Genomic DNA, 26,790 nt, shown 5'->3' on the forward strand with positions numbered 1-26,790 from the left:
GTCTCCCGAGGGGCAGCGCGGCGGGGCGGCGTATGGACGTTAGTGCGGTCGGTTAAACGTGATCTTTGGCTCTTCCGCCTCAGGAGCAGCACATGCTACGCTCAGCGCAAGTTGCAGTTTGGTTTCCCTTGCAGTACAGAGCCTGCGGAGCATGTGACCCCGCAGGCTCTTGTAGTTTCAGACTTCTTTGCAGGTTCTGGAGCAGGGCAACCCTTTGGCCCAAGGAGGGCTTATGGCTACCGGAACCGTCAAGTGGTTCAACGCTGAAAAGGGCTTCGGCTTCATCGCCCAGGACGGCGGCGGCCCGGATGTCTTCGTCCACTACTCGGCGATCAACGCCTCTGGTTTCCGCTCCCTGGAGGAGAACCAGCAGGTGAACTTCGACGTCACGCAGGGCCCGAAGGGTCCGCAGGCGGAGAACGTTACGCCGGTCTAAGTTGCCCGGCCCGGAATTTTTTCCAGGTCGCCCCTAGCAGTACCCAAGGAGCCCCGCTCCGCCACTTCGGTGGCGAGCGGGGCTCCTGCCTTTTATCCGCCGCACCGGCTCGGCCGGCAGCTGCATGAATTCCTGGCGTCCGGCACATGGCGCACCGAATGGCCCACGCAATACGGAATTGCCGCGGCATTGAGCGCACCGGTCCGCGTGGCACCTTGACGCCCCGGTCGGTTTCCGGCGACGGGACAACGGAATAGCGGTCCGGCGCGCCCGTTCGCTCCCGCTACTGATCGGGCAGCCACCCGAGCTGCACCAAGGGAGTCCCCCGCTTCCGCGAAACGAAATGGGCGCGTCCCGGGGGCATGGGGTGGGGGCGGGTGGTGCCGAGGATGTCCCCTTCGTGCGGATCGCCGGAGAGGATCAGCCCCTGGGCGCCGAGCTCCTTGATGCGCTGGAGGAAGGGCTCGAAGAGGGCCCGGGACACTCCGGCGGTGGTGCGGGCGATGAGGAAGTGGATGCCGGCATCGCGGGCGAAGGGGAGGTGGTCGGTGAGCACGGCGAGCGGGTTGCCGGCGGACGAGGTCACCAGGTCGTAGTCGTCGATGACGACGAAGAAACGGGGGCCGCTCCACCAGCTGCGGTCACGGAGCTGCTGCGGGGTGACGTCGGGGCCCGGACGGCGGCGTTCCATGAGACCGGCCAGGGCCTCCATGTGGCCGGTGAGCGCCGTGTCGGTGGCGGCGTACTCGAGGAGGTGATCGGGCGAGACGGCGCCGAGCAGGGTGCGCCGGTAGTCGCCGACGACGATCTTGGCCTCGTCGGCGGTGTACCGCTCGGAGATCTTGTGGGCGAGGTGGCGCAGGGCCGCGGTCTTGCCGGATTCGCTTTCGCCGAAGACGAGCAGGAAAGGGTCGGTTTCGAAGTCCACATGGACCGGTTCGAGGCTGGTCTCGCCGATGCCGATGGGGATGCCGCGGTCCGGGTGGTCGGAGCCCTTGGGAAGGTGGCCGGCGGGGACCTTCCGCGGGAGGAGGCGGACCGCGGGGGCCGAGGGGCCCTGCCAGGCTTCCGCGGCCTGCCGGACGAAGGCGGCGGTGGCGTCGGCGAGTTCCGTGCCGGCGCTGCCCGAGTCGGTGCGCGGGAGGGCCGCCATGAAGTGGAGCTTGTCGGGGGTCTGGCCGCGTCCGGGGACACCGGCGGGGACATTGGCGGCGGCCTTGCGGTCGAACTCGGAGTCGAAGGGGTCGGCGAGACGGAGTTCGAGGCGGCCGAGCAGCTGGTCCTTGAGCGCGGCGCGCACCTCCATGTGCCGGGAGGCCGTCAGGACGACGTGGACACCGAAGCCGAGGCCGCGCGAGGCGATGTCGGTGACGACCGGTTCGAGCATCTCGTACTCGTCCTTGAAGGGGCCCCAGCCGTCGACGAGGAGAAAGACATCGCCCCAGGGCTGGTCAGGGAAGCGGCCTTCGGCCCGCCGGCGGCGGTAGGTGGCGATGGTGTCGATGGAGTGGGCCCGGAAGAACTCCTCCCGCTGCGCCAGGATGCCCGCGACCTCCGCGACGGTCCGGCGGATGCGTTCGGGGTCGAGGCGGGAGGCGACGGAGCCGACGTGCGGGAGGTCCACCGTCGAGCTCAGGGCGCCGCCGCCGAAGTCGAGCCCGTAGAACTGGACTTCCTGCGCGGTGTGGGTGAGCGCGAACGCGCCGATGAGGGTGCGCAGCAGCGTGGACTTGCCGGACCGGGGGCCGCCGACGACCAGGAGATGGCCGGTGGCTCCGGAGAAGTCGTGGGCGAGGATTTCGCGGCGCTGTTCGAAGGGCTTGTCGACCAGGCCGAGGGGGACGGTCAGCCCGCCGGTGGCGCGGTAGGACGGGGCGTGCAGGCCGCGTTCGGGCGTGGTCGCCAGGGCGGGCAGGAGCTGGTCGAGGGCGGGAGCCTTGTCCAGAGGGGGTAGCCAGACCTGGTGGGCGGCCGGGCCCTGGCCCTCCAGCCGGCCGACGATCACGTCCAGCACGGTGTCGGCGAGGGCGTCCTCGGGCGCGGGACGGGTATCCGTGCTCGGGACGGTGTCCGGATCCGGCGCGATGTCGGCCAGCGGGACGGGCGGCGCCTGGAAGAGCGCGGCGCGCCGCTGGACGGGGTGCAGGCCCTCGTCCGCGCCCTCGGTGCCCGAGCGGTACGTCCCGGACACATAGGCGGCCTTGAAGCGGGTCATCTCGTCCGTGCCGAACTTGAGATAGCCGGAGCCGGGGACGGACGGCAGGTGATAGGCGTCCGGGACGCCGAGGGCGACACGGGATTCGGCGCCGGAGAAGGTGCGCAGGCCGATGCGGTACGAGAGGTAGGTGTCCAGACCGCGCAGGCGGCCTTCCTCCAGACGCTGGGAGGCCAGCAGGAGGTGCACGCCCAGGGAGCGGCCGATGCGGCCGATCTGGATGAACATCTCGATGAAGTCGGGCTTCGCGGTGAGCAGTTCGCTGAACTCGTCGATGACGATGACGAGCGAGGAGAGCGGGTCCAGGGCGTGTCCGGCGGCGCGGGCCTTCTCGTAGTCGTGGACATTGGCGAAGTTGCCCGCCTGGCGCAGGAGTTCCTGACGGCGCTGGAGTTCACCGCGGATGGAGTCGCCCATACGGTCGACCAGGGAGAGGTCGTCGGCCAGGTTGGTGATGACGGCGGCGACGTGCGGGAGGGCGGACATCCCGGCGAAGGTGGCGCCGCCCTTGAAGTCCGCCAGGACGAAGTTCAGGGTCTCCGAGGAGTGGGTGACGGACAGCCCCAGGACGAGGGTGCGCAGGAGTTCGGACTTGCCGGAGCCGGTGGCGCCGACACAGAGGCCGTGCGGGCCCATGCCGTTCTGCGCGGCCTCCTTGAGGTCGAGCATGATCGGCCGGCCGGCCTCGTCGACACCGATGGGGACGCGGAGGCGTTCGGCCTGGGAACGGGGGCGCCAGGTGCGGGCGGTGTCGACCGAGGCGGGGTCGCCGAGGTCGAGCAGATCGGTGAAGTCGAGGTTGGCGAGCAGCGGTTCGTCGTCGTCGGTGCCCTCGATCCGCAGCGGGGCGAGCCGGCGGGCGAGGGTGTCGGCGCGTTCGAGGGAGAGCGTGTCGGGCGTGCCGTCGTAGACGGAGACGGCGGATTCCAGACGGAGGCGGGCGGGGTGGACCTGTACGGACAGGCCGCCGCGCGGTTCGTCGAGTTCCCCCGGGACGACCTCGACGACGGTGACGCCCTGGAGTCCTTCGGGGGCGGCGAAGGCGGAGTCCGGGGGGACCATGCCGCCGTCCAGGACGATCACGAGGTGCGGCCGGTCCAGCAGCGGCGGGGCCTCCCGGCTGAAGCGGGGGCGGTCGGCCAGCTGGTCGCCCAGGAGGGTTTCGAGTTCGGCGAGGTCGTCGCCGAACAGGCGCTTGGTGCCGGCGCCGTCGAGGGAGCCGGGCAGTTGGGCGTGCGGCAACCACTTGGTCCATTCCCACCGGGCGACGGCACCGGGGGCCGCGACCACGGCGACCATGAGGTCCTGCGGCGAGTGCAGCGTGACGAGTTGGCCGATCAGCGCCCGTGCGGCGCCATGGGCGGCCTCCGGGTCGCCGGAGACGGTCAGGTGGTAGAAGGCGCGCATCGAGACCGCGACCGGCATGTGCGGGAGCGAGCCGTGGGCCGTGAGGAAGCGCTGCATGACGCCCGCGGTGAGCGGTTCGAGCTCGTCGACGGGCGCGGTGTCGGGGGCGACGAGCGGGGTGGCGAGCTGCTGGGTGCCCAGGCCGATACGGGCCTGGCCGAAGTCGGCGTCGCCGATCCGCCGCTCCCAGACCCGGCTGCCTTCGGCGACCACGGCCCACAGCTGGTCGGGAGCGGGATGGAGGTAGTGCTGGGCGCTGCGCTGCGAGGCTGCGGTACGGCGGATCCGGCGCCGGGTCTGTGCCAGATACTTCAGGTAGTCACGGCGACTTTGCGCCATCTCTCCCTGGGTGCCCCGGCGGTAGCGGACGATCTGCGCGATCACCATGCCGAGCGTCGAGGCGAGCATCAGCGCACCCATGATGCGCATGAAGCCGGGCATGCCCGGCATGAAGAAGAACACCACCGACGAGCCCATGCCGATCATCGGCAGGAGCTGCATCAGCACGCCCTCCTGCTGGCCACGCGGGAGTTCCGGCGGCGCTTCGAGGCATAACTCGTCCGTGGGGACGACGGGCGGAAGCGCCCGCGGCGGACGCTTGACGACGATCTGGCTCACCGCGCACCAATCCCTCGCTGCGGAAGGGAAATCTCCGTACCGCTCACCCCCCTGGCGACGGCGCCTTCCGCATCGGACGATCCTACTGCCGACTAATGTGGCCAATGGGGAAGGATCATGCGCCACGGCCGGCCGGGCGCGGATCCGGGCGGCGGACAGGGGGAAGAAGTGCGAACGAGCGTGGGGACCGGTTTCCGCAGGGTGACCGTGGTCGCGCCCGACAGCCGTGTCGATGTGGCACTGCCCGAGACCATCGCGGTCTCCGACATCTATCCGGAGATCCTCCGGCTGACCCGGCAGACCCAGCCCGCGGACGCGCCGACCGGCTACTACCTCTTCCGGACCGACGGCAGCGCGCTGGACAGCTCCCGCTCGCTCGCCGACCAGCGGGTCGTCGACGGCGAGATGCTGCATCTGCGGCCCTTCGCGCAGTCCCTGCCGCCGGCCGTCTACGACGATGTCTCCGACGCCGTGGCCTCCGCGGTCGCCCGGGACAGACGCCTGTGGAACGACGGCATGCTGCGGGGCGTCGGCCTGGTAGGAGTGGGCGTACTGCTCGCCCTCCTGGGAGCCGTCCTGTGGTGCGCCGACCCGGTACGCCACGACATGCACAGCCTGCCCGGCGTCATCGCCGCCACCGCCGGACTCCTGGTGGCCGCGTTCGCGGGCGTACGGGCACGCGTCTACCGGGACCAGCCGTCCGCCATCGCGCTGGGCCTGGGGGCGTTACCGGTCGTGTGGGCCGCGGGCTCGGGGATCGTCGGCCCGGACAGCGGACAGGGGGCCGGGCGGCTCCAGTTCCTGCTGGGCTGCATCGCCGCGCTCGTCGTCTCCGTCGCGCTCGTCGCGCTGTCGCCGCAGGGCGACGCCCCGTTCATCGCGGCCACGTTCGTGGCTGCCGCCGGCACCCTTGCGGCCTTCCTCGCCATCGTCACCGAGGCCTCCGCCGACCGGGCCGCCGCCGTCTGCGCACCGGTGGCGATCGGACTGATGGCCTTTCTGCCCGGCCTCTCCACCCGGCTGGCCAGGCTGCCCGTCGGCTACGTCACGCCCCGCAGCCTGGCCGAAGGAGAGGGCGGCGCCGATGCCGGTGGCGCGCACCCCGCCGAGGCCGGCCCCCTCGGTCCCCTGGCGATGGCGGACATCGCCGCCCAGGCCCGTCGCGGCCATGAGCTGCTGCTCGGACTGCTGGGGGGCTGCTGCGCGGTCGTCATCGCTGCCGCGGGCGTCCTGGGCCTGTCGGAATCGGTGTGGGGACGGCTGCTCGCGCTCACGGCCGGCCTGGCCGCACTGCTGCGGGCCCGGCTCTTCCGCTACACCACACAGGTGGCCTGCGCGATCGTTGCGGGGTTCGGCGCGCTGGCACTGCTCGTCCTGGGCATGGCCGTCAGCCCACCGCCCGGCGCACTCACGGAATTCCTCGCGGGCGACCGGGCGCAGCTCGACATCCGTACCGTCTGGCTGACCCTCGCGCTCGCCGGGGGCGTGGCGCTGCTGACCCTGATCGCGCTGACCGTGCCGAAGCGGGGACTCACCCCGTTCTGGGGACGCGCCCTCGACCTCGCCGACGGGCTGCTCCTGTTGACCCTGCTGCCGCTGTGCCTGGCGGTCCTGGACCTGTACGGCCGGGCGCGCAGCATGACCAGTGGGTGACACGCGGACGTCGGCACAGGCGGTCGGGCCCGGAAGAAACACGACCGCGCACTCGGGTAACGGTCTCAGGGGGAACTCAGCACCATGGCATCACGGCGGGACGAGCTCAACGGCTACACCTTCGCCAAGAAGCGACTCGTGGCCGCTTTCCTCCAGCCCTCCCCCGACCGTACGGACGAAGGGGCCCCGGCCCCCTTACGCTCCGTCCTCCCCGGCCTGGTCATCGCCGCACTTCTCCTGGCGGGCTTCGGCGCCTGGGGCATGTTCCGCCCCCAGGCCCCCAAGGGATGGGACACGCCGGGTGAGCACGTCCTGCTCGGCAGCAAGTCGGCCACGCTCTACGTCGTCCTCACCACCGGCGGCAAGCCACAGCTGCACCCCGTCCTCAACATGGCCTCCGCCCGGCTGCTGCTGAAGACCGAACAGGCCAACGCTCTCAAGGTCGATGAGCACGAACTCGACAACGGGAAGATCCCGCACGGTCCGACCCTGGGCATCCCGTACGCCCCCGACCGCATTCCGGAGGCCCCGGAAGCGCAGAAGAGCAAGCGCTGGGCGGTGTGCGAGCAGCCGGGCAGCAACGGCAAGGCCGTACAGAAGGCCACGTTCCTCTTCGCCGGGCGCGACGAGCACAAGGTGGAGGGTCCTGGCCGGCTGCGCGGCGGCCAAGTGCTCTACGTCCAGGAGACCGGGGACCACGGAGCCCGCTATCTGATCGACCCCCGGGGCACCAAGTACCCCATCGGCGAGGGCAAGTACGCCGAACTGCTGCTGCGCGCGCTGGTGGGGAGCCGGCAACCCCAGCAGGTCACCAAGGAATGGCTGGCCACGTTCCACGACGGCACACCGGTCACCTTCCCCGAACTTCCGGGGACGGTCGGCCAACCGGCCCACGTCAAGGGCCTCGGCACGGACGAGAACCGCGTGGGCATGGTGCTGCGCGCCACGACCGGCGCCGGAGCCCAGCAGTACGTCGTGCTGCCGGGCAAGGTCGTGCCCGTCTCGGACTTCGTCGCACGGCTGCTCCTGTTCTCCCCGCAGACCGGCCGGCTACAGCAGCACAACGCGCCCACAGCGGTGGGCGCCCAGTCCTTCACCCCGGAGAGCGGGAACCTCTTCGCGGAGAAGAAATGGCCGCAGCATGCCGCCGAGCAGGCCAACACCGCCGCGGCACCGGGCAGGCGCGGCACCGTGTGCAGCGTGCTGCGCAAGGTGTCCCCGGCCGGCGGCACGGACCTCAGCACCTGGGCCGGCGGGGACTACCCCCAGCAGGTCGTCAACGGCGGGACCAGCGCCTACGTGACGCCCGGAACCGGCCTGCTCTACCAGCAGATCCAAGCCGGGGACGAGGCAACGGGACTGACCTTCCTGGTGACGGACACCGGCCTGCGGTACGGCGTACAGACCAACAACGACAGCACCGCAAAGCCCTCCGACTTCGGCGCGGACGCCCAGGACGACAAGGACAACAAGGACGACAAGGCCACCCAGGACGACCAGCAGAGCCAGGCGGCGAAACAACAGCAGCAGGAGACCCACCGGGCGCAAATGCTGCTCGGCTACAAGGACATCAAGCCCGTGCGCGTCCCGGCGAACTGGTCGCAGTTCCTGCCGATGGGCCCCCGGCTGGACATCAAGGCCGCACGGCAGCCGCAGGGCTCGTAGGAACGGAGTCGGCAGGTGAGGAGGAAGGGATCCGCGGCGTGGGCCACGGCCGCGCTGTTCGTGGCGGTGGCGGCCCCACCTGCGACGGCGGCAGGAGCGGAGGGCACCACGCCCGTACCGGAAGGGAACGGTGCCTGCACCTTCCCCATGAAGCAGCAGATCAAGGAGCGGCCCTGGGCCCTGCAACGGATCGTCTTCGACCGCCTGTGGCAGCACACCAAGGGACGTGACGCACAGGGCCGTCCGGTCCGCGTCGCGGTGATCGACACGGGCGTCGACGACACCAATCCGCAGCTCGCCGAGGCCGTCGAGGCCAAGCACGGCGCGGACCTCCTCGGCAAGGGCAAGGACGCGGATCCCAAGGCCCCGACGGACGGCACCTACGATCCGGTGGGCCACGGCACCAAGGTCGCGGGCATCATCGCGGCCCGCCCGCGCCCCGGCACCGGCTTCGTCGGCCTGGCCCCGGAGGCGCTCATCATCCCCATCCGCCAGAACGACGAGAAGGGCACCGGAAACGTCGGCACATTGACCACCGCCCTCGGCAAGGCCGTGGCCGCGGGCGCCGACATCATCAACATCTCCCAGGACACGGCACGCCCCGTCCCGGAGGACTCCCGGCTCGCCCAGGCGGTACGCGAGGCACGGCGCAAGAACATCGTCGTGGTGGCCTCCGCCGGCAACGACGGCTTCGACGGCCGGCTCAAGAAGACCTATCCGGCCGCGTACGAGGGCGTCTTGGCCGTCGCCGCCTCCGACCGCAACAACGAACGCGCCGCCTTCTCCCAGAGCGGCGACTTCATCGGCGTGGCCGCTCCGGGTGTGGACATGGTCTCCACCGTCCCCAAGGGCGGCCAGTGCGTCGACAACGGCACCAGCTTCTCGGCCCCTTACGTCGCCGGCATCGCGGCCCTCCTCCGGGCCGAGCACCGCGACTGGAAGGAATCCCAGATCGTCGCCCAGATCGAGCAGACCGCCGAGCGCTCCGTCAACGGCCGGGACAGCTTCGTGGGCTGGGGCGTCGTCGACCCGGTGCGCGCCCTGACCGAGGACGACCGCCCCCTCGACCACGCACGGGCGGACGACGGCCCGCCCCGGGCCGCTCCCCCGGACCCGGTCACCCCGGTGGACGGCGAGACTCCGCAGAAACGGATGGAGCGATATGCGACATACGGTCTGGGCTCAGGAGGCGTTGCGGTGGCGGTCATCGCGGGAGTGGCGGTCATCCGACGGGACATCCGCAGACGGACAGCGGCTTCTGCGGCGGAAACCGCGACGGCGCCCCCACAAGTCAATGAGTAGCCGTACTCAGATTCCAGCGGAATGGAGCTCTCCGGCCCCGAAACCGCCCGCACTCCCTTTGTCTCGGGCTTTCCAGGAGCCTGCCCATCATTGGCGAATTCTGAACGGTACCGACTCAACACCACCGGCCGTTGTCAGAGGTGGTGACTAGAGTGACTCATGAAGTTACTGACTTACGGGGGGAGTCACAGTGGGGGCTGACGAGCGCACAGGCGTGCAGGTGAACGGGGCGGGGGGCGGCGGCGCAGGCGGGTCGTTCGAAGTCGACCCCGAGGAGCTGGCGAAGCTGAAACGGCGCGTGGACGACCTGCTGGACCGGCTCAAGGGCTCGAATGCGGATCACCGTGCGCTCAGCCACCGCAAGATCGCTCCGTCTTCCTTCGGCCAGGGATTCATCGAGGCGCAGGGCATCGCGGACACCTACGAAAAGGTGTTGTCCCAACTCGAGACATTCTCCAAAGTGTTCGGCGACCAGATCGAGACGCTGAGCCTGGGAACCGAGTTCATCGGCCGGGACTACGAAGCGGTGGATGCCGACGTACGGAACCGCCTGGCCGCGATCCAACGTCGTACCCAAGGCTTCTACAAGGCGCCACAGCCCAAGCACCAGCCTGCCGACTCCACCGGCCCGGAGCTGGGCGACGGCAAGTCCGCCGGCTCCGACGGCATCTGAGGCAAGGGGGAACGGAAATGGCAGAAAACACCGGCGCCTTAGGCATTTCGGGCTGCACCAACTTCGAGAACATGTCCCACCACGACCTCTACGCCATGGTGGCCGACGGCGACCACATGCAGATCGGTCTGATGGGAACGGCACTGGTCGACGCCGGCAAAGAGATCTCCAGAATCACCAAGGACCTGGAGGCATACGCCAAACAGGTCCACTGGCAGGGCGACGGCGCCCAGGCTTTCGACGACTGGACCAAAACAACCGCCGCCGAAAGCCACAAGCTGGGCCACTACGCCAGAAGCACAGGCGAAGCAATGGTCGAGGCCGCAAGCGCACTGGGCCAGGCCAAGCTGATGCCCAAGCCGCCCGCGCTGAGGAATTTCGTAGAAACGGCCCCCGGAAAGGCGAACGGCGTCACCGCCCTCACCAAAGACCCGGCCAGAGAAGACGCCCTGGCCGAAATGAACCGGCTGGCGTCTTACTACCGAACGGCCCAGCAGAAGATCGCGGGGCAGGAGGCGCCTAACTTCCAGCCGGCTTCTGGGTTTGTGCCCTGGGACGACGGCGTTGATGGAAATTACGTCCTGGACCGTCCCGCGATCAGCGGTAATGCGGATGCACCAGGCACCGGAACCACCCCCTCGTCGCACAGCGCCACCGATGAGCAACACACAGGGGCTGCCACGCCGACTGCCGGTGCCCAGCAGGCCCAGCAGGCCCAGCAGGTGAGTACATCCGTCGACTCCACTGCAACCGTCGCCCCAACCGATACCGCACCACCTCACGGGGGTTCCACTCCGCCTCATTCCGGAGGTTCCGGCGATACTTCACGTATCAATGTGCCAGGCCCCACAACCCTCCCAGGGGGATGGAAAGCCCCCGGCAGAAGTGAGGGCACGGCAAGAGGCTCGCAACGGATAACCGGCCGCCCGGGCAGGGTGCAGGGACAGCCCATCAGGGCCACGGACGACGGCATCGTCGGTGCCACTGGCCGACGCGGCGGCACTGCCACCGGACGACCGCGGTTGCCGGGAGGGTCTGTCATCGGGGAGGACCGTGGCGTGATCCCACCCAGGCAGACCGCCGGCGGAGGAAATCCTCCGGGTACGGGAAGCGGAACGCCCCAGGGAAGCACGGGAAATTCTGGGCAGCGCACTACTCCTCCACGTGGAGAGACCGCGGGAAAGGCTCGCGGAGCAGTCATGGGCGAGGAACACGGGTCGCCGGCGCGCGGCCTCACAGGCGGCGGCCTCCCAGGGGGCTCCGGGAACGGCGTAAGGCAAGACATGCGCAGTGTCCCGGGGCGCCGTCTGGTATACGAGCCCGGCGGCACCGTGGGCACAGGATCCGGTGGACCAGTGGCAGGAGCCGAGCAGCGCTCCGGACTGCACGGCTCCACGCAGGGCAAGAACGGCTCAAGAGGCGTTACCGAAGGAGCCGCCGATGGGATGCCGTCCGCCACGGGGCGCAGTTCTGCACCGGGCAGGACGAGCGGACCAGCAGCGGCATCACGTGCCGGGGCAGGCGATTTTACGTCTGGCGGATCGGGATTGACGCGGAGCAACACCCCTGGGGGCATGCTCCCCATGTCAGGAACCCCGTCCTCGCAAGCCAAGAGACGCACCGCTCAACGGCCGGACTATCTCCGGGAGGACGAGGAGATGTGGTCGGCACAGAGCCCAGCAGTTGTGCCCCCAGTGATCGGATAACCCTGGCGTGTCGCGGCAACGGAGAGGAGGACACCGCATTTTGACTCGTGCGGAGATTCGTATGCGGTGGAAGAACCAGCTGCCGGCAGCTGCGGTCTTATGCCTCACTGCGCTGTGCCTGGATACGTTCGCACCGGCCGCCGTTGCGGAGGACAAAAGATCCCACCAGTGGTACCTGGACGCCATGCAGGCCGAACGCATGTGGCGGACCAGCACGGGAGCAGGCGTCACCGTCGCCGTGATCGACAGCGGTGTCGACGGTTCCGTACCCGAGCTGCACGGACAATTGCTGGCGGGCAAGGACTTATCAGGCGAAGGGCGCGGCGCACACTACGACGGTGAGGGCCACGGGACCAGCGTGGCCGTGGTCATCGCCGGCAAGCGGGGCGGACAGAACACCTGGGGGCTGGCGCCGGGGTCGAAACTGCTTCCCATCAGAGCCCAAGGTTCAAATGGGATCACCAGCATGGCGAAATCCATCCGCTATGCGGCGGATCAGGGTGCGAAGGTCATCAATATCTCCCGAGCCGGACCATCCGGAAAAGCAGCGAAGGACGAACTGCAACCAGCGGTTGACTATGCGAACAAAAAAGGAAGCTTGATCTTCGCGGGAACAGGCAACCATGGCACCGAAGGTAACGCGCCTGTCTACCCTTCAAGCCTTCCTGGGGTTGTCGGAGTCGGGGCCGTGGACAAGTACTTGAAGGCAACGAAGTTCTCAGTCCATGGACCGCAGGTGGCACTGGCAGCACCTGGGGTCAGCATCCCCACTCGCTGCACAAAGAAATTCCTCGGCTGCACAGCGGACGGCACCAGCTACTCCACCGCCATCGCCTCCGCCTCCGCCGCCCTGATCTGGTCCGCCCACCCCACCTGGACGAACAACCAGGTCCTGCGCGCCATGATGGAAACCGCCGGCAAGCCGGAGGACGGCAAGGTCCCGAGCGAGTACCTCGGCTACGGGATCGTCCGCCCCCGGAAGGTGCTGCTGGACAAGGAGGGCGATCCCGGGCCCGCCGATGTCAATCCGCTCCTTGCCGCCCGGGAGACCACCGCGCCACCCAAGACCCCGCAGTCGGGGGCAGACGACTCTGCGGCCGGTTCAGCACAGAAGCCGGCCGACCACCCGGACGACTCACCGACCTGGCCCCTCACTGCCGGATTGGCCGCAACGGTCGCGGCCCTGGCAGCGGGCGGCCTGGTCATCGCTCGACGGCGGAAGGCGTGACGGCGGGCCAGGACAGCAAGACGACCAGAACTCTGGCTGCTCACGCCCCGAGCAGCCGGCGCAGAAACCCGCATCTCTCGAGATACGGCCAACAATCCGAGCTGAGGACCAAGACCTACCACTCAGCTCACTCAGCTCTGTAACCCACTCAGGGGGAAGGTGGATCATGGCAGGGAATACCGCACTTACCTATGCGGAGATCGAAAAGCTCAAGAACGAGATCCAGAGCGGAAGTCAGGCGATGTCGTCCCAGCTGCGGACGCTGATCAACGCCATCTCCGCAGTCGAGTCGGCGTGGACCGGCCAGGGCGCCAGCGCCTTCAAGCAGGCCCAGAACGCCCTCAACGAGGACCACGCCGCCCTGCGCCGCATGCTCGACGGCATCAACGACGCCATCGCCCAGACCGGCACCACCAGCCAGTCCAACGACTCCGAGGTGCTCTCCAGCTTCCGCGGCATCGACGTCAACGGCGGTGCGTCCGGCGGCCAGCTCAACACGGGCTCCGCCAGCGGCATCAGCAACTACTGAGCACCTCTACCTGGGAGCAGGCTTCCAGGTAGAGCGACATCCACCAATCAGCCACCAGTAGTGGGGGAGAAATGGCCGGCGACGAGAACCTTCGGGTGACATACGGCGCGGTAGAGCAGACCGCCGCCGACATCGAGCGTTCCGCCAAGGAACTGCAAGCCGAGCTCGACAAGATCTGGGGCGCGGTCAAGCGCGTCTCCGACTCCTGGGAAGGCGAGGCCCACCAGGCCTTCCAGGCCGCGGAACGGCAGTGGAACAGCCGCGCGAGCCACATCCAGAGCACCCTGCACGAGGTCGCCACCAAGATCCGTTCAGGCAGCGCGGACTACCGGGCAACGGACCGTCGGGCTGCTGGGTTCTTCCAGTAACGACCGGCAGTTGACGTGATGCGGGGTGGGCGTACAGCGGATGTACGCCCACCCCGACTGCTCTTCGAGAGCCGGCACGGAGAAGTTTCCACAGGCTTAGCCGCGGAAGCGTCAACCGGGTGCGGCTGCGACGGCGTGCGTGGAGGCCACCCAAGTGCCGCCGTACGTCTTGCCGGGGAACAGGGCGGTGCCCCCTCAGAAGAAAACCGTGAGCAGCAAAGGCACTGTTGATGTTGCCAGTGCGGTCGCAGCGGAGGCGAGAACGATGCGCGGATTGCGCCAGCGAAGCGTCCATGGGAATGCACCGGAGAGCAGGGCCACACCCGCGCCGGTGAGGTAGAGATAGGGCGCGTTCTCCAGAGGGAAGGTCACGCTGCCGGGGCAGTTGTGCGGGCCACAGGAGTCCGTGGCCATGGTGGCGAAGGCGTAGAGGGAGAAGGCGGGTACGTAAAGAGCCCCGATGAAGGACACAGCGACCAGTGGCGGGCACCACCACCAACGGTCGCGGGACTTCTGCACCGACGGGAGAGCGGCCGGGCCCTGGAGCCCCGTTGGGTTCACCACGCAGCTTCCGCCAGCAAACTCGGGCACGTGGTGGCATGCGGCGGGCTCCGACGGCGGCGAGGTCGCGTGCATCATGACGGAATTCAACGCCTCCGGAGCATGGCCTGCCATCAGGCAACGTACTCAACCGGCTGCGAAGAGGTACTCACCACTCGACGGACATGAGGCCACCCTCACACGCAAAAGCGCCCAGCCTCACGCTCTGTTGAATATGGACCTTTTCATCGGCGAGGTGTGAAGCACGTCGACTGTAGTCAGAAACTTCACCCTCACTCGCTAGTCGTGGGAGGGATCCTTGGCCGTCGACTTCGGAATGGTGCGCAGCAGCACTGCGCAGGCCATCGACTCCGCTGCTTCCGTTCCCTGCCCCATGCTGCTTGCTTTCCAGCTCCCGCAGAGCGCTCTTCAGGTTTACATGCACCGAGCCAAGCGCCTGGGCTCCTTTGTTCCACACCTGCCGTGACGAACGGAGGTCGCCCTCACCACCGCCCGCATTCCACCCCGCCCCGCCGGCGCCGGCCAGACTCATGCGGACCGAACTCTCACGTTTGAGCTCAGCCCACTCCGCTTCGAACGTCACTCCGCCCCCTGACAAGCCATGTGTGCGTAGACATCACACACAGAGGCGAAACTAGCAGGGGAGTTGAGGGCAGTACGTGAGTATCCGTACTCAATCGGCACGCTGTCGGAGCGGGCGTGCGGGGACAACAACACCACCCTTTTCGGCCTTCTACGTCGTCGGCATGGCAGCCCTCCTCCGCATCGAAAACCCCCACGACACGAGTGGGTGGCATCACACGCAAGGGACGCCTTGGGGCCGGAGGAGGAGCGGCAGTTGATGGCCGGCGTGGCAGTGGCGCTCATCCGGCGGGAGCTCGTGGCGCATAAGTAGCCGTACTCAGGTCCGGCATGGCGCATCGCCGTAGGATTTCCAGCCGTACAGCCAGCGATGATGACGGGGGACGCTGTGTCTTGGGACGAAGAATGGGCCGCGCTCAAGCAGAAGGCCGCCGACGGCGGTGGGATGCAGCTCGCGAGCGCAGACGGGGGCGGTTGGCGAGGTGGTTCGGGCGACGGCTCGGGCAACTTGAAATCCACGAAGTCCGCGTGGTCCGGAGCGGGGCGCGAGGTTCAGGGGTTACGCGGGGACATCAAGAAGGCCCTGACGAAGCTGGAAGACGGGCAGCAGGGACTTGGCGCCGGCGGTAGCGGAGTGCAGAGCGCGGCGGCACAGCAGGAGGCGTACCACTCCTGGAAGCGCTATTTGGATGCCATGAGCGGGCGATGCAGTGCCCTCCAGACGCAGTTGGAGAAGGCCTCCGACCATCTGGAGAAGAACGACCAGGCTGTCAGGAGCTCGTTCGACAGGTTGTCCGACCGGTACGAGGACACCCCCGGCGTCGGCGGCCGACGCGGGGAGAAGTGAGCCGGGCCATGGACTACTCGACTCTCAAGAACTTAAAGACCTCCGAGTTCGAAAAGGCCGCCGACGGATACCGGGCCGTTAGCGACATGGCAAGCGCCGCCCAGGACGCTCTTGAGCAGCGGATCAGCGTCAAGATGCGGAAATCGCTGTCCGGCAGTGCCGTGGACGCCGCTCTCAAGCAACTCCGGGAGCTGGCGAAGGACTTCCACTACACGCAGGTCGAATGCGGCGTGCTCAGCACCGCCCTCAATGCCCTGGCGGCGGACCTACAGGCCGCCAAGAGCAAGCTCGACGCGGCGGTCGCGGACGCCGAGGGCGAAAAGCTGACCGTGGAGACGAACGGTTCGGTCACCTACCCGGAAGGGGGTGACAAGTACCAGGGCAAGACCCCTCCGGGCGGCACGGTGAACGGTGTCACGGATCCGACGGCCAAAGCACTGCACCGGCAGGCCGCCCACATCCACCCCAACCCGTATTTCGCACGGGCTCTGGCGTGTGCCGACCGGATCACCGCGGCCCTGGAAGAAGCCACGGAGGCCGACGAGAAGTGGGCCCCGAAGCTGCGGAGGCTAAAGGCTGATGACGACCTGACGGTATCCGCCGCGGACTGGGTCGACGCCAAGAAGGACACGGGTGGCATACGCGAGGGCGCCGAGCGCTATCTGGACGCGATCAAAGCCCCGCCCAAGCACGGCGACCCGGAGGACAACGCGGAGTGGTGGAAGCACCTGTCCGCCGATGAACGGGACGCCTATGTGTCGATGCACCCCGCGAGCATCGGAGCGATGAACGGCCTACCCGCCGATGCCCGCGACGAGGCCAACCGGACCGTCCTCGCAGAAACCCGTGGCCGGTACGAGATGAGGCTGGCTGCGCTCAACAAATCGGAGCCACCCGAGTTCGAGGACGTCGGGGCCCGCGGCGACATGAAGTACAGCCAGAAATGGCTGGACTGGCACCACGGAAAGGAGCGCCTGGAGGGGAAGCTGAAGGGGATGCGGGCCATTCAGGACCGCTTCGACCGGACCGGCCACGACGGTCTGCCCGAGGCATACCTCCTGGGGTTCGCCCCAGACGGCGAAGGCAATGGCAGAGTGATTCTCGCCAACGGAAACCCCGACACGGCCCACCACACCGCCATATACGTCCCCGGCACCAAGACGGATATTTCAACAATCGGCGAGGATGATGGCGACACGCCTTCGGATCTCAAGCGCAGCGAAAACCTCTGGAAGCAGAGCAGCCGATTCGCGCCCGGCCAGAACGTATCCACCATTACCTGGCTCGACTACGACGCTCCCGACAACGTCCTATATGAAGCCACACTCGACACATATGCAGAGCGCGGCGCACCCAGACTGTATGAGTTCCTCGACGGCAACAGAACAGCGCACGAGGTCAGTTCCGGTAGTACGGGCCATACCACTGTCATGGGCCATAGCTACGGCAGCACGCTGATCGGTGACACGGCCAAGACGGTCGGCTGGGGCGAGAGACCCATCTCCGCGGATGACGTCATGGTGGCAGGCAGCCCCGGCATGCAGGCGGACCGTGCCGCAGACCTTGGCATCGACCCCAAGCACATGTGGGCTATGGAAGGTGGAGGCAGCGACAACTTCGTCACGTTTGGGGGCAGATTCGCTGGGCTCGGCGACAACTGGAAAATTCCCACAGACTCGAGTTTCGGCGGCAACATCATGAAAAGCGACGCAGAAAATCACGGCGCATTCTGGAAGGAGGGCTCACTGAGCCTCCGAAACCAGGCCGCAGTCGCCACCGGAAACTACAATATGGTCGAGCATGAATAAACGAATTTCGATGGCGGTGCACATCATCTTCGCGTGCACTTTACTGGCGGGATGTTCGCAAATGGACAACGATAAGCTGAAGGTGCGCGGAATCGCAAAGATAAAGGAGGATACCAAGAAGAGCTCCCGTGAGATTCTGGATCTCATCGACCTGAAGGGCAAGGTCACCGAACCGGGCCCCTACGACACACCGTGTTCGGGTCACTCCGGGGGAAACGTCTACAGGGCTGTTCATCCCTGGAGCGTGTATGACGTCCCCGTCGACGACATGCGGAAGTCCATGGACCGGCTCAGGCGTGACCTCCCCAGGCACGGCTGGAAGATTGTCAAAGACGGTCCCGACGGCAGCCCGTCCAAGGCTCCGCAAATCGTCGCGAACCACGAAGGGGGCGAGTTCTCCGTCGACATCAGGTTGCACGACGAGCGGAAATACGGAAACAAGCCCTCGCTGATCGAAGTCACCGTCGAATCCGCTTGTTTCAAGACCAAGAAGCCTGATTAGCCTCTGGGCACTGCCGCCGAGGTTGCGGAGGGGGTGGGGGCGGGGTGGCGCCCATGGTGAAGTGATCACGGAAAGTGCTCACATGACAACATGGAGCGGCCTATCTTGGGCAAGATGAGCGAGGACATGCCCCCACAGAAGCCCTGCCCCGACTGTGGCGGCAGCGGCACCGTGGAGTGGGAGACGCCGATGGGCGATGCGGTCACCACGCAGTGTTCCGGGTGCGGTGGCACCGGAACCGTCCTGGCGTAGAGGAGGCAGAGGCAGGCATGGCGGCCTTCAACAGGAACGGCAGGCCGGTCGGCCTGGACGCGCAGTACGTCGGCAGGCTGCCGTGCGCGACCTGCGGGATACGTTCGATGAAACTGCCCGGCCAGCAGGGCGGGTTGTGCATTCCCTGCTATGCCGATGAGTGTGCGGTCGCCGGCCGCCGCGCGGCGACCGCGGGGGCTTGGGTTCCGGCGAGTTTCGTGGGCGATCCGTGCCTTGCGTGCGGCTCGAGGTCCGTTGACGCCAACGGGTGGGCGTTCTGGTGCAACTCGTGTGAGATTCAGACGGCGGTCGCCCTGCCCCCGCAGTGACGGCTGTGGCCCTGCCCCGCAGTGACGGCTGTGGCTCGGCCCCCGCAGTGGGAGAGCCGCGGGTGCGGTGAGGCAGGGCGGTGTTTCGGCCCAGAACCTCGGAGACGGACCGGCGACGACGAGCGTGGGGCGGGGCCTGGCGCTGCTGGAGGCCGTCTCGCTGCGGGGTGGGGTGTACGCCCAGAGATCAAGAGATCAAGAGATCAGCCGCAAGACCGTCTGGCCGTCTGACCGTCTGGCCGTCTGGTGCGAATTCGGCGGGACGTAGCACCGCGGCAACGGACCACGTCACAGCGCCGCGGCACGCCACCGCGACAGCGCACGTCAGACCCCGTGCCACCTCCCCCACAGAGGTGACACGGGGTTCCAGTTTGACGCGCCGAGGGCCGTGGCTCCAGAGCGGGGGTCACCTGCTTTCGTAAAGGCCCGCTATGTCTTCGGAGAAGTCGCGGGCGACGGCGGCGCGGCGGAGTTTCAGGGACGGGGTGAGATGCCCGGTTTCCACGCTGAAGTCCGCCGGGAGGATGGCGAAACGGCGGATGGATTCGGCGCGGGAGACCAGTTCGTTGGCGTCGTCGACGGCGCGCTGGATGTCGGCGAGCAGGATTTCGTCGTGGACCAGCTGCTGGGGCAGGAGGTCCTGCTTCTTGTGCATCTGGCGCCAGTGGGCGAGGCCGTCCGGCTCCAGGGTGATCAGTGCGGTGATGTACGGGCGGTTGTCGCCGATCACCATGCACTGGCCGACGAGGGGGTGGGAGCGGAGGCGGTCCTCCAGGGGAGCGGGGGCGACGTTCTTGCCGCCCGTGGTCACGATGATCTCTTTCTTGCGGCCGGTGATCGTGAGGTAGCCGTCGGCGTCGAGGGATCCGAGGTCACCGGTGGCGAGCCAGCCCTGGTCGGTGATGGGGCGGGCCGCGCCGAGGGCCGCGTCCCAGTAACCGGAGAAGATGTGGCCGCCGTAGAGCAGGATCTCGCCGTCGTCGGCGATGCGTACGGCGCTGCCGGGGAGGGGCCAGCCGACCGTGCCGATACGGGGGCGGAGGGGTGGGGTGATGGTGGCGGCCGCGGTGGATTCCGTCAGGCCGTAGCCCTCGAAGATCTCGATGCCGGCGCCGGTGTAGAAGGCGGCGAGGCGGTGGCCTAGGGGGGAGCCGCCGGAGAGTACGTGGCGGACCTTGCCGCCGAGGGCGGCGCGGATACGGCGGTAGACGAGCGGGTCGTAGAACTTGCGGGCGGCTTTGAGGGCGACGCCGGGGCCGGCCCCCGTCCCGTGCTCCTTGGCCTCGATGGCCTCGCCGTAGGAGCGGGCGATACGGGCCGCACGGTCGAAGGAGGAGGCACGGCCCATCTTCTCCGCGGTGGCACGGCCGGTGTTGTAGACCTTCTCCAGGACGTACGGGATGGCGAGGAGGAAGGTCGGCCGGAAGCCCGCCAGGTCGGCCAGCAGGTCGTCGGTCTGGATGCTGGGGGCGTGGCCGAGGCGGACCCGGGCGCGCAGACAGCCGACCGCGACCATCCGGCCGAAGACGTGCGAGAGGGGCAGGAAGAGGAGGGTGGAGGCGGGCTCCTCGCTGACCGACTTGAAGACGGGGTGGAGGAGTTCGACGGCGTTGTCGACCTCGGCGAAGAAGTTGGCGTGGGTGAGGGCGCAGCCCTTGGGACGGCCGGTGGTGCCGGAGGTGTAGATGAGGGTGGCGAGGTCATACGGGCCGGTGGCGGCGCGGCGCTCGTCCACTGCGGTGTCCGGCACCTCACGTCCCGCGGCGACGAGTTGCGAGACGGCGCCGGTGTTGAACTGCCAGAGGTGGTCGAGGCCGGAGAGCTGGGTGCGCAGACCACTGATCAAACGCGTCTCGTCGACGTTCTCCACGACGCAGGCGCGGGCACCGGAGTCGTCCAGGATCCACTGCACCTGGCGGGCCGAGGACGTGGGATAGATCGGGACGGTGACCAGGCCGGCCGCCCAGGCGGCGAAGTCGATGAGGGTCCACTCGTAGGTCGTACGGGCCATGATCGCGACCCGCTCGCCGGGGTGCAGGCCGTACGCGATCAGGCCCTTCGCCACCGCGCGCACCTGGACGGCGAATTCCGCGGCCGTGAGGTCGTGCCAGTTGCCGCTGGGCTGCTTGCGGGACAGGACGATCTCGGCGGGCGCCTCGATGGCGTTGGTGAAGGGGATGTCGCCGAGCGAGCCACTGTGTACGGGCGGGGCCAGCGGGGGGACGTAGACCTCGCGGACCGTGCCGCCGGCCAGAGTCTTTTCCGGCTCTGCGAGGACGGGGGCGGTGGCGGGAGTGGGGTGCGAGGGGGAGGTGGCGGGGGCGTCGGCTGGGCCTGTAGGTGATCCGGTGGCTGCACTTTCCTGGTTGAACACGAGCGGGGCCTCGTTTCTCCTGTGGAGTGCGGGGAGGGGAGGGAGGGCGGAGAGGGGGCGGGGCGGGGTTGCGGATGTGGGGGCCGGGTGCGGTGGTGCCGGATGCGGGGGCCTGATGCGGTGTCGCCGGCGGGCCGCTGACGGCTACTGGCGGCTATGACGGCTACTGACGGCTGTTTACGGGCTGTTGGCGGTGCTCGTGCAGGCCGGTGGGGACGTAGAGGGCCGTCCGCAGGGCCGGAGTTGAAGGCGGGGGCCCTCCCTGGCCGAGGGCCGCCCGCACCGCGCGTGGGCTCGGCGGGCAAGGGAAGGCACGGGGGCCGTCCCACCGGGCAGCGGCGGACGAAGCCCGTGCCGGCCTCTCTCTGGCGTCGCACTGCCGGCAACCGTCATCGTGACGTCGGCGTCGGCGTCGGCGTCGGACTCGGCGTCGGACTCGGCGTCGGCGTCGGACTCGGAGTCACAGTCGGAAGGGGACTCGGCCGCGGCCACGTACACGGACGCGGGTGCGCCCACGTACACGGACGCGGACGCGGGCGCGTCAGGCCTGAACAACCGTTGGCGCCAGGCGAGTTACGGCAGCGCGGGAGCGGCGATAACGACCGATGGCGGAGGGCTCGCCCCCGGCGGGGGAATCCGTGGAACACATCCTCGACCCAGTTTCTGACCGGACAGTAACCTTACTTCGAGGTAAAGCTACGCGAGGAGCGGGAGTTGGCCAATGCCCGTCACTCCCTTCATCTCGGCAATTCCGGGCCCGGCCGCCCCGCCGTCAGCCCCTTCGCCGCCCCTTCGTCCGTCTCCTCCCCCACCGTCCCGGTCTGCCGCGGCCCACGCGACCGGCCGAGTACGGGGAGCCCACCCCCGCCGGATGCTGAGCCCGAGTACGAACACGGAGCCCCGGCGCGGCCGCAGCACGGAGCGACCCCGCCCCCCAAGCCCGAGCGAGCCGAACCCCGAGCCCACGGGCGCCCACCGCCCCCACTGAAGCCCACCGAAGCCCCAAAGCCCGCCCGGCGCGCCCCCACCTAAGCCCACGCCCGGCCGGCCCGAAGCCCCAACGCCCCATTCCCCCAAGGCGCCGCCCAACAACCCACCCGCCCCCGTCACCCCCTGGCGGCAGACCGCCCCTCCTGGTCGACGGCGAGTCCGCCGGGCGCCCACCGCTCGCCCCCCGTGAGCCGGCCGAGGCCCGTCCAGGCGAAGTTCATCATCGTGGCCGCCGTGTCCTTCGCCGACGGATGCTCGTGCTGGCCCGAAGCCCCTTCGTCCGTACGGGCATTGGCCCACTCGGCGAGTGACTCGGCCGCGCCGACCAGGGCATGGGCGAGCCCCGCGACCTCCCGTTCGGCCAGTTCGCCGACGCAGCCCGCCTCCTTTGCGGCCGCACCGAGCAACTCCGTGACGAATGCGACGATTTCCGTCCGCATCGCGGCCACTTGGCGCGCGAACGGCTCACCGTGCGTGCGCGCCTGCTGATGGAGCACGGCCCAGCCGTCCGGATGCTCGGCGGTGTGCGCGAAGAAGCCCTCCAGGCCGCTCCACAGCTGCCGGTCGGCCGTTCCCCCTGGCTCCACGGCCGCCGTCACGGCCGCCACCAGCGCCTCCGACTCCCGCCGGATCACCGTACTGAACAGGTCTTCCTTCGAATTCAGGTAGAGATAGACCAGCGGCTTCGAGACCCCGGCCACCTCGGCGATCTCATCCATCGAGGCCGCCCGATAACCACGCCGTGCGAACGTCAGCACCGCGGCGTCCAGCATCTGCCGCTCCCGGACCGCGCGCGGCACCCGCTTGCTCTTCACAGCTCCCACCCTGAATGTCCCTCCATCCCGCCCCTTTACTGCAAAGTAAGTTTACGATCTTCGCCTCCAGACCTCCCTCCCTTGACACGTTCCCGCCATGACGAGACGATACGTCTCGTCATGCTAGCGCGGCGTGTGCTGCGCTACGCGGCGCAGCGCAGCACACGGACGTGATGCCCGCGCACCCACTCCCCCTGGAGGACAGCCCCATGCAGCAGTTCATCGACGCCGCCCCCGGCGTCCGCCTGTGGACCGAGCAGCGCGGCGCCGCCGACGCGGCCCCCTTGCTGCTGATCATGGGTGCCCAGGCGACCGGCGTCGGCTGGCCGGAGCCACTGGTCGACGCGCTTGCCGAGCACCACCGGGTCATCCGTTACGACCACCGCGACACCGGCCGTTCCACCTGGCCCTTCGAGGAACGGCCGTACCGGATCGCCGACCTCGCCGAGGACGCGATCGCGGTACTGGACGGGCTGGGAGTCGGCCGGGCGCATGTCGTCGGCATGTCATTGGGCGGCATGCTGGCCCAGATGGTGCTCGCCGACCACCCCGACCGACTGCTCAGCGCCACTCTCATCGGCACCAGCGCCCTCAGCAGCACCCCGTACACCCGCCCCGACGGCAGCACGGTGCCGGTCGACGAGCTGCCGGGCATCGCGCCCGAGGTCCTGGAGCTATGGGCCCGTCCGGTCGAGGATCATGGTCCGGCGGCCGAGGTGGAGCGCCGGATCGAACACTGGCGGGTACTCGTCGGTGACCAACTTCCCTTCGACACCGAGTATTTCCGCGCCTTTGAGCACCGCGTCATCGAGCACACGGGGCATCACCGGACCGGCACCGCACACGGCCGTGCGGAGCACGAGGGCATGCTCCGCACGGACCGCCTCGCCGCGAACGAGGTGCCGACGCTCGTGGTCTGCGCGCCCGCCGAACCGGTCTTCCCGCCGCCGCACCCCCAGCACCTCGCGCAGTGCGTCCGCGGCGCATCCGTCGTCGAGATCCCGGGGATGGGGCATGCGCTGCCGCCCGCCGTATTGGAGCCGCTCGCCACGGCGGTCCTGGCCCATACGGGAGCGGCGGCGGACTGAGGCCGAAGCCCGGGGCCGGGGAGGCCGCGGATGGCCGGCACCGGCGCCGCAGCCATGCCCTCGCTGCTGATGGTCTCGGCGTCCGCCGCAGCTGCCGCACGCACACCTCCGCGGCACGGCAGTGAGCACCGCCGGCATGACGGACGAGCCGGAGAACCACGCGCACAGCCTGCACTTGAGCCTTCCGGCCGCGAAGCTCACGGACGCCTGATGGCGGGACTGATGACGGAGCTGGTGACGGGGCTGATGACGGGACTGAGGGCGGAGCACGGCCCGGCCGCCTGGCAGGCACGGCCATCCGGGTGAGCTCCCGTCAAGGACGTTGCCAAGCCGTCACTCCGATGGGTTACTTGAGGCAAACCGGTGGGCTGCCCATCCCTCCCCGGGGGATGAGCAGCCCATGCCTGTGTGGCCACCTGCCAGGAGGGTGCGCCTTCGGCGTGAGGGCCGCGATGCCCGGTGCCGCACAGGGCCCGGGCGAGGACCAAGGGCAGCCCCCTTCATCGCGAAGAGAGGGCCCCTCATGAGCACGACCGTTCAGCCGTGGATGACGCCGCGGATTCCTGCCGCACTCGCCCAGGGCTCCCCGCCGGGCGGGCTTCCCACAGCCGCGACCGTGGCACACGACGCCCAGGGGGTCTCGGCGCTCCAGCCGTCGCTCACTCTTCTCCTGGCGACCCTCACCATCCCCGTCGGCACGACCCCGGTCGGGGTGGCGGCGGCGCCCAACGGCAACCTCTACGTCATCAACTTCGGTTCGGCCAACGTGACGGTGATCAACAGCGCCACCAACACCGTGATCGCCACCGTGCCCACCGGCAACAGCCCGTCTTCCGTGGCGGTGGCGCCCAACGGCAACGTCTACGTTGCCAACCAGAGTTCGGCCAACGTGACGGTGATCAACAGCGCCACCAACACTGTCATCGCCACCGTGCCCGCCGGCACCAACCCGTTCGCGGTGGCGGTGGCCCCCAACGGCAACGTCTACGTCACCAACGTCGCTTCGGCCAACGTGACAGTGATCAACAGCACCACCAACACCGTCATCACCACCGTGCCCACCGGCGCCGGTCCGGACGCGGTGGCGGTGGCACCCAATGGCAACGTCTACGTCACCAACCAGGGTTCGAACAGCGTGACGGTGATCAACAGCGCCACCAACACCGTCATCGCCACGGTCCCTGTCGGCGCCAGCCCGCAGTCGGTGGCGGTGGCCCCCAACGGCAACGTCTACGTCGGCAACACCAATGCGAACAGCGTGACGGTGATCAACAGCGGTACCAACACCGTCATCACCACCGTGCCCGTCGGTGCCAACCCGTTCAAGGTGGCGGTGGCCCCCAACGGCAACGTCTACGTCGCCAACTTCGCTTCGGCCAACGTGACGGTGATCAACAGCGCCACCAACACCGTCATCGCCACCGTGCCCACCGGCAACATCCCCATCGCGGTGGCGGTCGCGCCCACCGGCAACGTCTTCGTCGCCAACGCGGGCTCGAACACGGTGTCGGTGATCAACAGCGCCACCAACACCGTCACCGACACGGTCCCTGTCGGCACCGACCCGGAAGCGCTGACGGTCGCGCCCAGCGGCAACGTCTACGTCACCAACACCGGCTCGAACACTGTCAGCGTCATCCTGCTTGCCCCCACGGTGACCTCGATCAGCCCGGCGCAGGGGCCGGCCACGGGTGGCACGGTGGTGACGATCACCGGCACGAATCTGTCCGGTGCCACGGTGACGTTCAACGGCAACGCGGCAACCAACCTGTTCTACAACGCCGCGGGAACGCAGATCATCGCCACCACCCCGGCCGGCGTTCCCGGCCCGGCGACCGTAGTGGTGACCACCTCGGTCGGCACCGCCACCCAGCCCGGCGCATTCACCTACGTCGCCGCCCCCACCACATCCGGCATCACCCCCACCCAAGGGCCGGTCGCCGGCGGCACGTTCGTCACCATCACCGGCACCGACCTGACCGGCGCCACCGTCACCCTCTGCGGCCGCCCGGCCTCCAACGTCATCGTCAACCCCGCCGGCACCCAGATCACCGCCATCACCCCGCCCGGAACCCCCGGCACCTGCCCCGTGGCCGTCACCACCCCGAGCGGCACCAGCACCGTGCCAGGCGGCTTCACCTACCTCGCCATCCCGGTGCTGACCTGCATCACCCCCGGACAAGGCCCCGCGGCCGGCGGCACCGTGGTCACGATCAACGGCACCGGGCTGACCGGCGCCACCGTCACCTTCAACGGCGTCCCCGCCACCGCCGTCTCCGTCAACCCCGCCGGCACCCAGATCACCGCCACCACCCCGCCCGGCAGCCCCGGCACCGCCGTCGTCACCGTCACCACCCCCGGCGGCACCGCCACCCTGGCCTGCTGCTTCACCTACCAAGCCGTGGTCACCCCGCACGCCACCAGCCTCACCGCCACCCCCGCCCTCATCCAGCTCTTCCCCCTCCAACTCCACTTCCCGTTCCTGACCGCCACGCTGACCGACACGGTCACCGGACTGCCCGTCCCCGGCCAGGTCATCACCTTCAGCACCGGCGGACACTTCCTGGGCACCGCCATCACCGACGCCAACGGCACCGCAAGCCTCGTCGAGATCCTCAGCCTCCCGCTGATCATCCTCAACGGCGGCTACGACGCCACCTTCGCCGGCACCCCCACCCTCCAGCCCTCCACCGCCCACGCCCCCTTCCTCGCCCTCTGACACTGCCCCCGGGCGCCCCATCCGCGCAGAGCCCACCACCCACAGCCGGGGTCAACGGCCATGGGCCCGCGGCGAGAAGGACCGGCCGGCACGACACACACCGGGCCTCCGCCGTGCACGAAA

The 26,790-nt window shown here is 68.8% G+C and carries 18 protein-coding genes; 14 read left to right on the plus strand and 4 right to left on the minus strand.

The features are described from left to right. Window positions 1–232 precede the first annotated feature (232 nt). On the plus strand, window positions 233–436 hold the full coding sequence (locus M8I34_RS10960; protein ID WP_003984261.1) for a cold-shock protein: 204 nt from the start codon (window positions 233–235) through the stop codon (window positions 434–436). A gap of 283 nt (window positions 437–719) precedes the next feature. On the opposite strand, the gene eccCa is transcribed toward M8I34_RS10960, so the two are convergent. Further along, window positions 720–4,676 carry a type VII secretion protein EccCa gene (eccCa, locus tag M8I34_RS10965; RefSeq protein WP_250049230.1) on the minus strand — a complete coding sequence of 1,319 codons (3,957 nt, stop codon included), beginning with the start codon at window positions 4,674–4,676 and terminating at the stop codon, window positions 720–722. 117 nt (window positions 4,677–4,793) lie between these two features. Here eccCa and eccD point away from each other — a divergent pair, with 117 nt between their 5' ends. The 7 genes from eccD (at window position 4,794) to M8I34_RS11000 (ending at window position 13,800) form a co-directional block, all read left to right on the plus strand. Further along, window positions 4,794–6,329: a type VII secretion integral membrane protein EccD gene (gene eccD / locus M8I34_RS10970; protein WP_250049231.1), complete on the plus strand. Its 1,536-nt coding sequence runs from the start codon at window positions 4,794–4,796 to the stop codon at window positions 6,327–6,329. A gap of 84 nt (window positions 6,330–6,413) precedes the next feature. Beyond that, window positions 6,414–7,994: a type VII secretion protein EccB gene (gene eccB, locus M8I34_RS10975; protein WP_250049232.1), complete on the plus strand. Its 1,581-nt coding sequence runs from the start codon at window positions 6,414–6,416 to the stop codon at window positions 7,992–7,994. 15 nt (window positions 7,995–8,009) lie between these two features. Next, entirely contained in the window at window positions 8,010–9,296 is a 1,287-nt protein-coding gene (mycP, locus tag M8I34_RS10980; RefSeq protein ID WP_374210886.1) for a type VII secretion-associated serine protease mycosin, read from the plus strand. 190 nt (window positions 9,297–9,486) lie between these two features. Continuing rightward, complete coding sequence (locus tag M8I34_RS10985) at window positions 9,487–9,969, plus strand: hypothetical protein (RefSeq protein WP_250049233.1); 483 nt, start codon at window positions 9,487–9,489, stop codon at window positions 9,967–9,969. Between the two features lie 1,767 nt (window positions 9,970–11,736). After that, window positions 11,737–12,903, plus strand: a complete 1,167-nt coding sequence (mycP, locus tag M8I34_RS10990) for a type VII secretion-associated serine protease mycosin (protein ID WP_250049234.1) — start codon at window positions 11,737–11,739, stop codon at window positions 12,901–12,903. 166 nt (window positions 12,904–13,069) lie between these two features. After that, complete coding sequence (locus tag M8I34_RS10995; protein ID WP_037839414.1) at window positions 13,070–13,432, plus strand: WXG100 family type VII secretion target; 363 nt, start codon at window positions 13,070–13,072, stop codon at window positions 13,430–13,432. Between the two features lie 71 nt (window positions 13,433–13,503). Further along, complete coding sequence (locus M8I34_RS11000; protein ID WP_250049235.1) at window positions 13,504–13,800, plus strand: WXG100 family type VII secretion target; 297 nt, start codon at window positions 13,504–13,506, stop codon at window positions 13,798–13,800. A gap of 195 nt (window positions 13,801–13,995) precedes the next feature. On the opposite strand, the gene M8I34_RS11005 is transcribed toward M8I34_RS11000, so the two are convergent. Then, entirely contained in the window at window positions 13,996–14,364 is a 369-nt protein-coding gene (locus tag M8I34_RS11005) for a hypothetical protein (protein ID WP_250049236.1), read from the minus strand. A 967-nt stretch (window positions 14,365–15,331) separates the two neighbouring features. Between M8I34_RS11005 and M8I34_RS11010 the strand changes: the two genes are divergently transcribed. From M8I34_RS11010 to M8I34_RS11025, 4 genes are all read left to right on the plus strand, one after another. Then, window positions 15,332–15,790: a hypothetical protein gene (locus tag M8I34_RS11010; RefSeq protein ID WP_250049237.1), complete on the plus strand. Its 459-nt coding sequence runs from the start codon at window positions 15,332–15,334 to the stop codon at window positions 15,788–15,790. An 8-nt stretch (window positions 15,791–15,798) separates the two neighbouring features. Next, entirely contained in the window at window positions 15,799–17,598 is a 1,800-nt protein-coding gene (locus tag M8I34_RS11015) for an alpha/beta hydrolase (protein WP_250049238.1), read from the plus strand. A 61-nt stretch (window positions 17,599–17,659) separates the two neighbouring features. Further along, a complete protein-coding gene (locus M8I34_RS11020; protein WP_250049239.1) occupies window positions 17,660–18,100 on the plus strand; it encodes a hypothetical protein in 441 nt (146 codons plus the stop codon). Window positions 18,101–18,214: 114 nt separating this feature from the next. Next, complete coding sequence (locus M8I34_RS11025) at window positions 18,215–18,352, plus strand: hypothetical protein (RefSeq protein WP_159481560.1); 138 nt, start codon at window positions 18,215–18,217, stop codon at window positions 18,350–18,352. Window positions 18,353–19,087: 735 nt separating this feature from the next. On the opposite strand, the gene M8I34_RS11030 is transcribed toward M8I34_RS11025, so the two are convergent. Both M8I34_RS11030 and M8I34_RS11035 read right to left on the minus strand, forming a co-directional pair. Beyond that, window positions 19,088–21,055: an AMP-dependent synthetase/ligase gene (locus M8I34_RS11030; RefSeq protein WP_250049240.1), complete on the minus strand. Its 1,968-nt coding sequence runs from the start codon at window positions 21,053–21,055 to the stop codon at window positions 19,088–19,090. A gap of 1,106 nt (window positions 21,056–22,161) precedes the next feature. After that, window positions 22,162–22,869 (minus strand): TetR/AcrR family transcriptional regulator, encoded by a 708-nt coding sequence (locus M8I34_RS11035; protein ID WP_250049241.1) that lies wholly within the window; start codon window positions 22,867–22,869, stop codon window positions 22,162–22,164. A 200-nt stretch (window positions 22,870–23,069) separates the two neighbouring features. Here M8I34_RS11035 and M8I34_RS11040 point away from each other — a divergent pair, with 200 nt between their 5' ends. Continuing rightward, a complete protein-coding gene (locus tag M8I34_RS11040) occupies window positions 23,070–23,948 on the plus strand; it encodes an alpha/beta fold hydrolase (RefSeq protein ID WP_250049289.1) in 879 nt (292 codons plus the stop codon). 523 nt (window positions 23,949–24,471) lie between these two features. Then, window positions 24,472–26,667 carry an IPT/TIG domain-containing protein gene (locus M8I34_RS11045; protein ID WP_284050184.1) on the plus strand — a complete coding sequence of 732 codons (2,196 nt, stop codon included), beginning with the start codon at window positions 24,472–24,474 and terminating at the stop codon, window positions 26,665–26,667. Window positions 26,668–26,790 lie beyond the last annotated feature (123 nt).

Origin of the sequence: Streptomyces sp. MCA2 (assembly GCF_023544705.1) — a bacterium.
Lineage (GTDB): Bacteria > Actinomycetota > Actinomycetes > Streptomycetales > Streptomycetaceae > Streptomyces > Streptomyces decoyicus.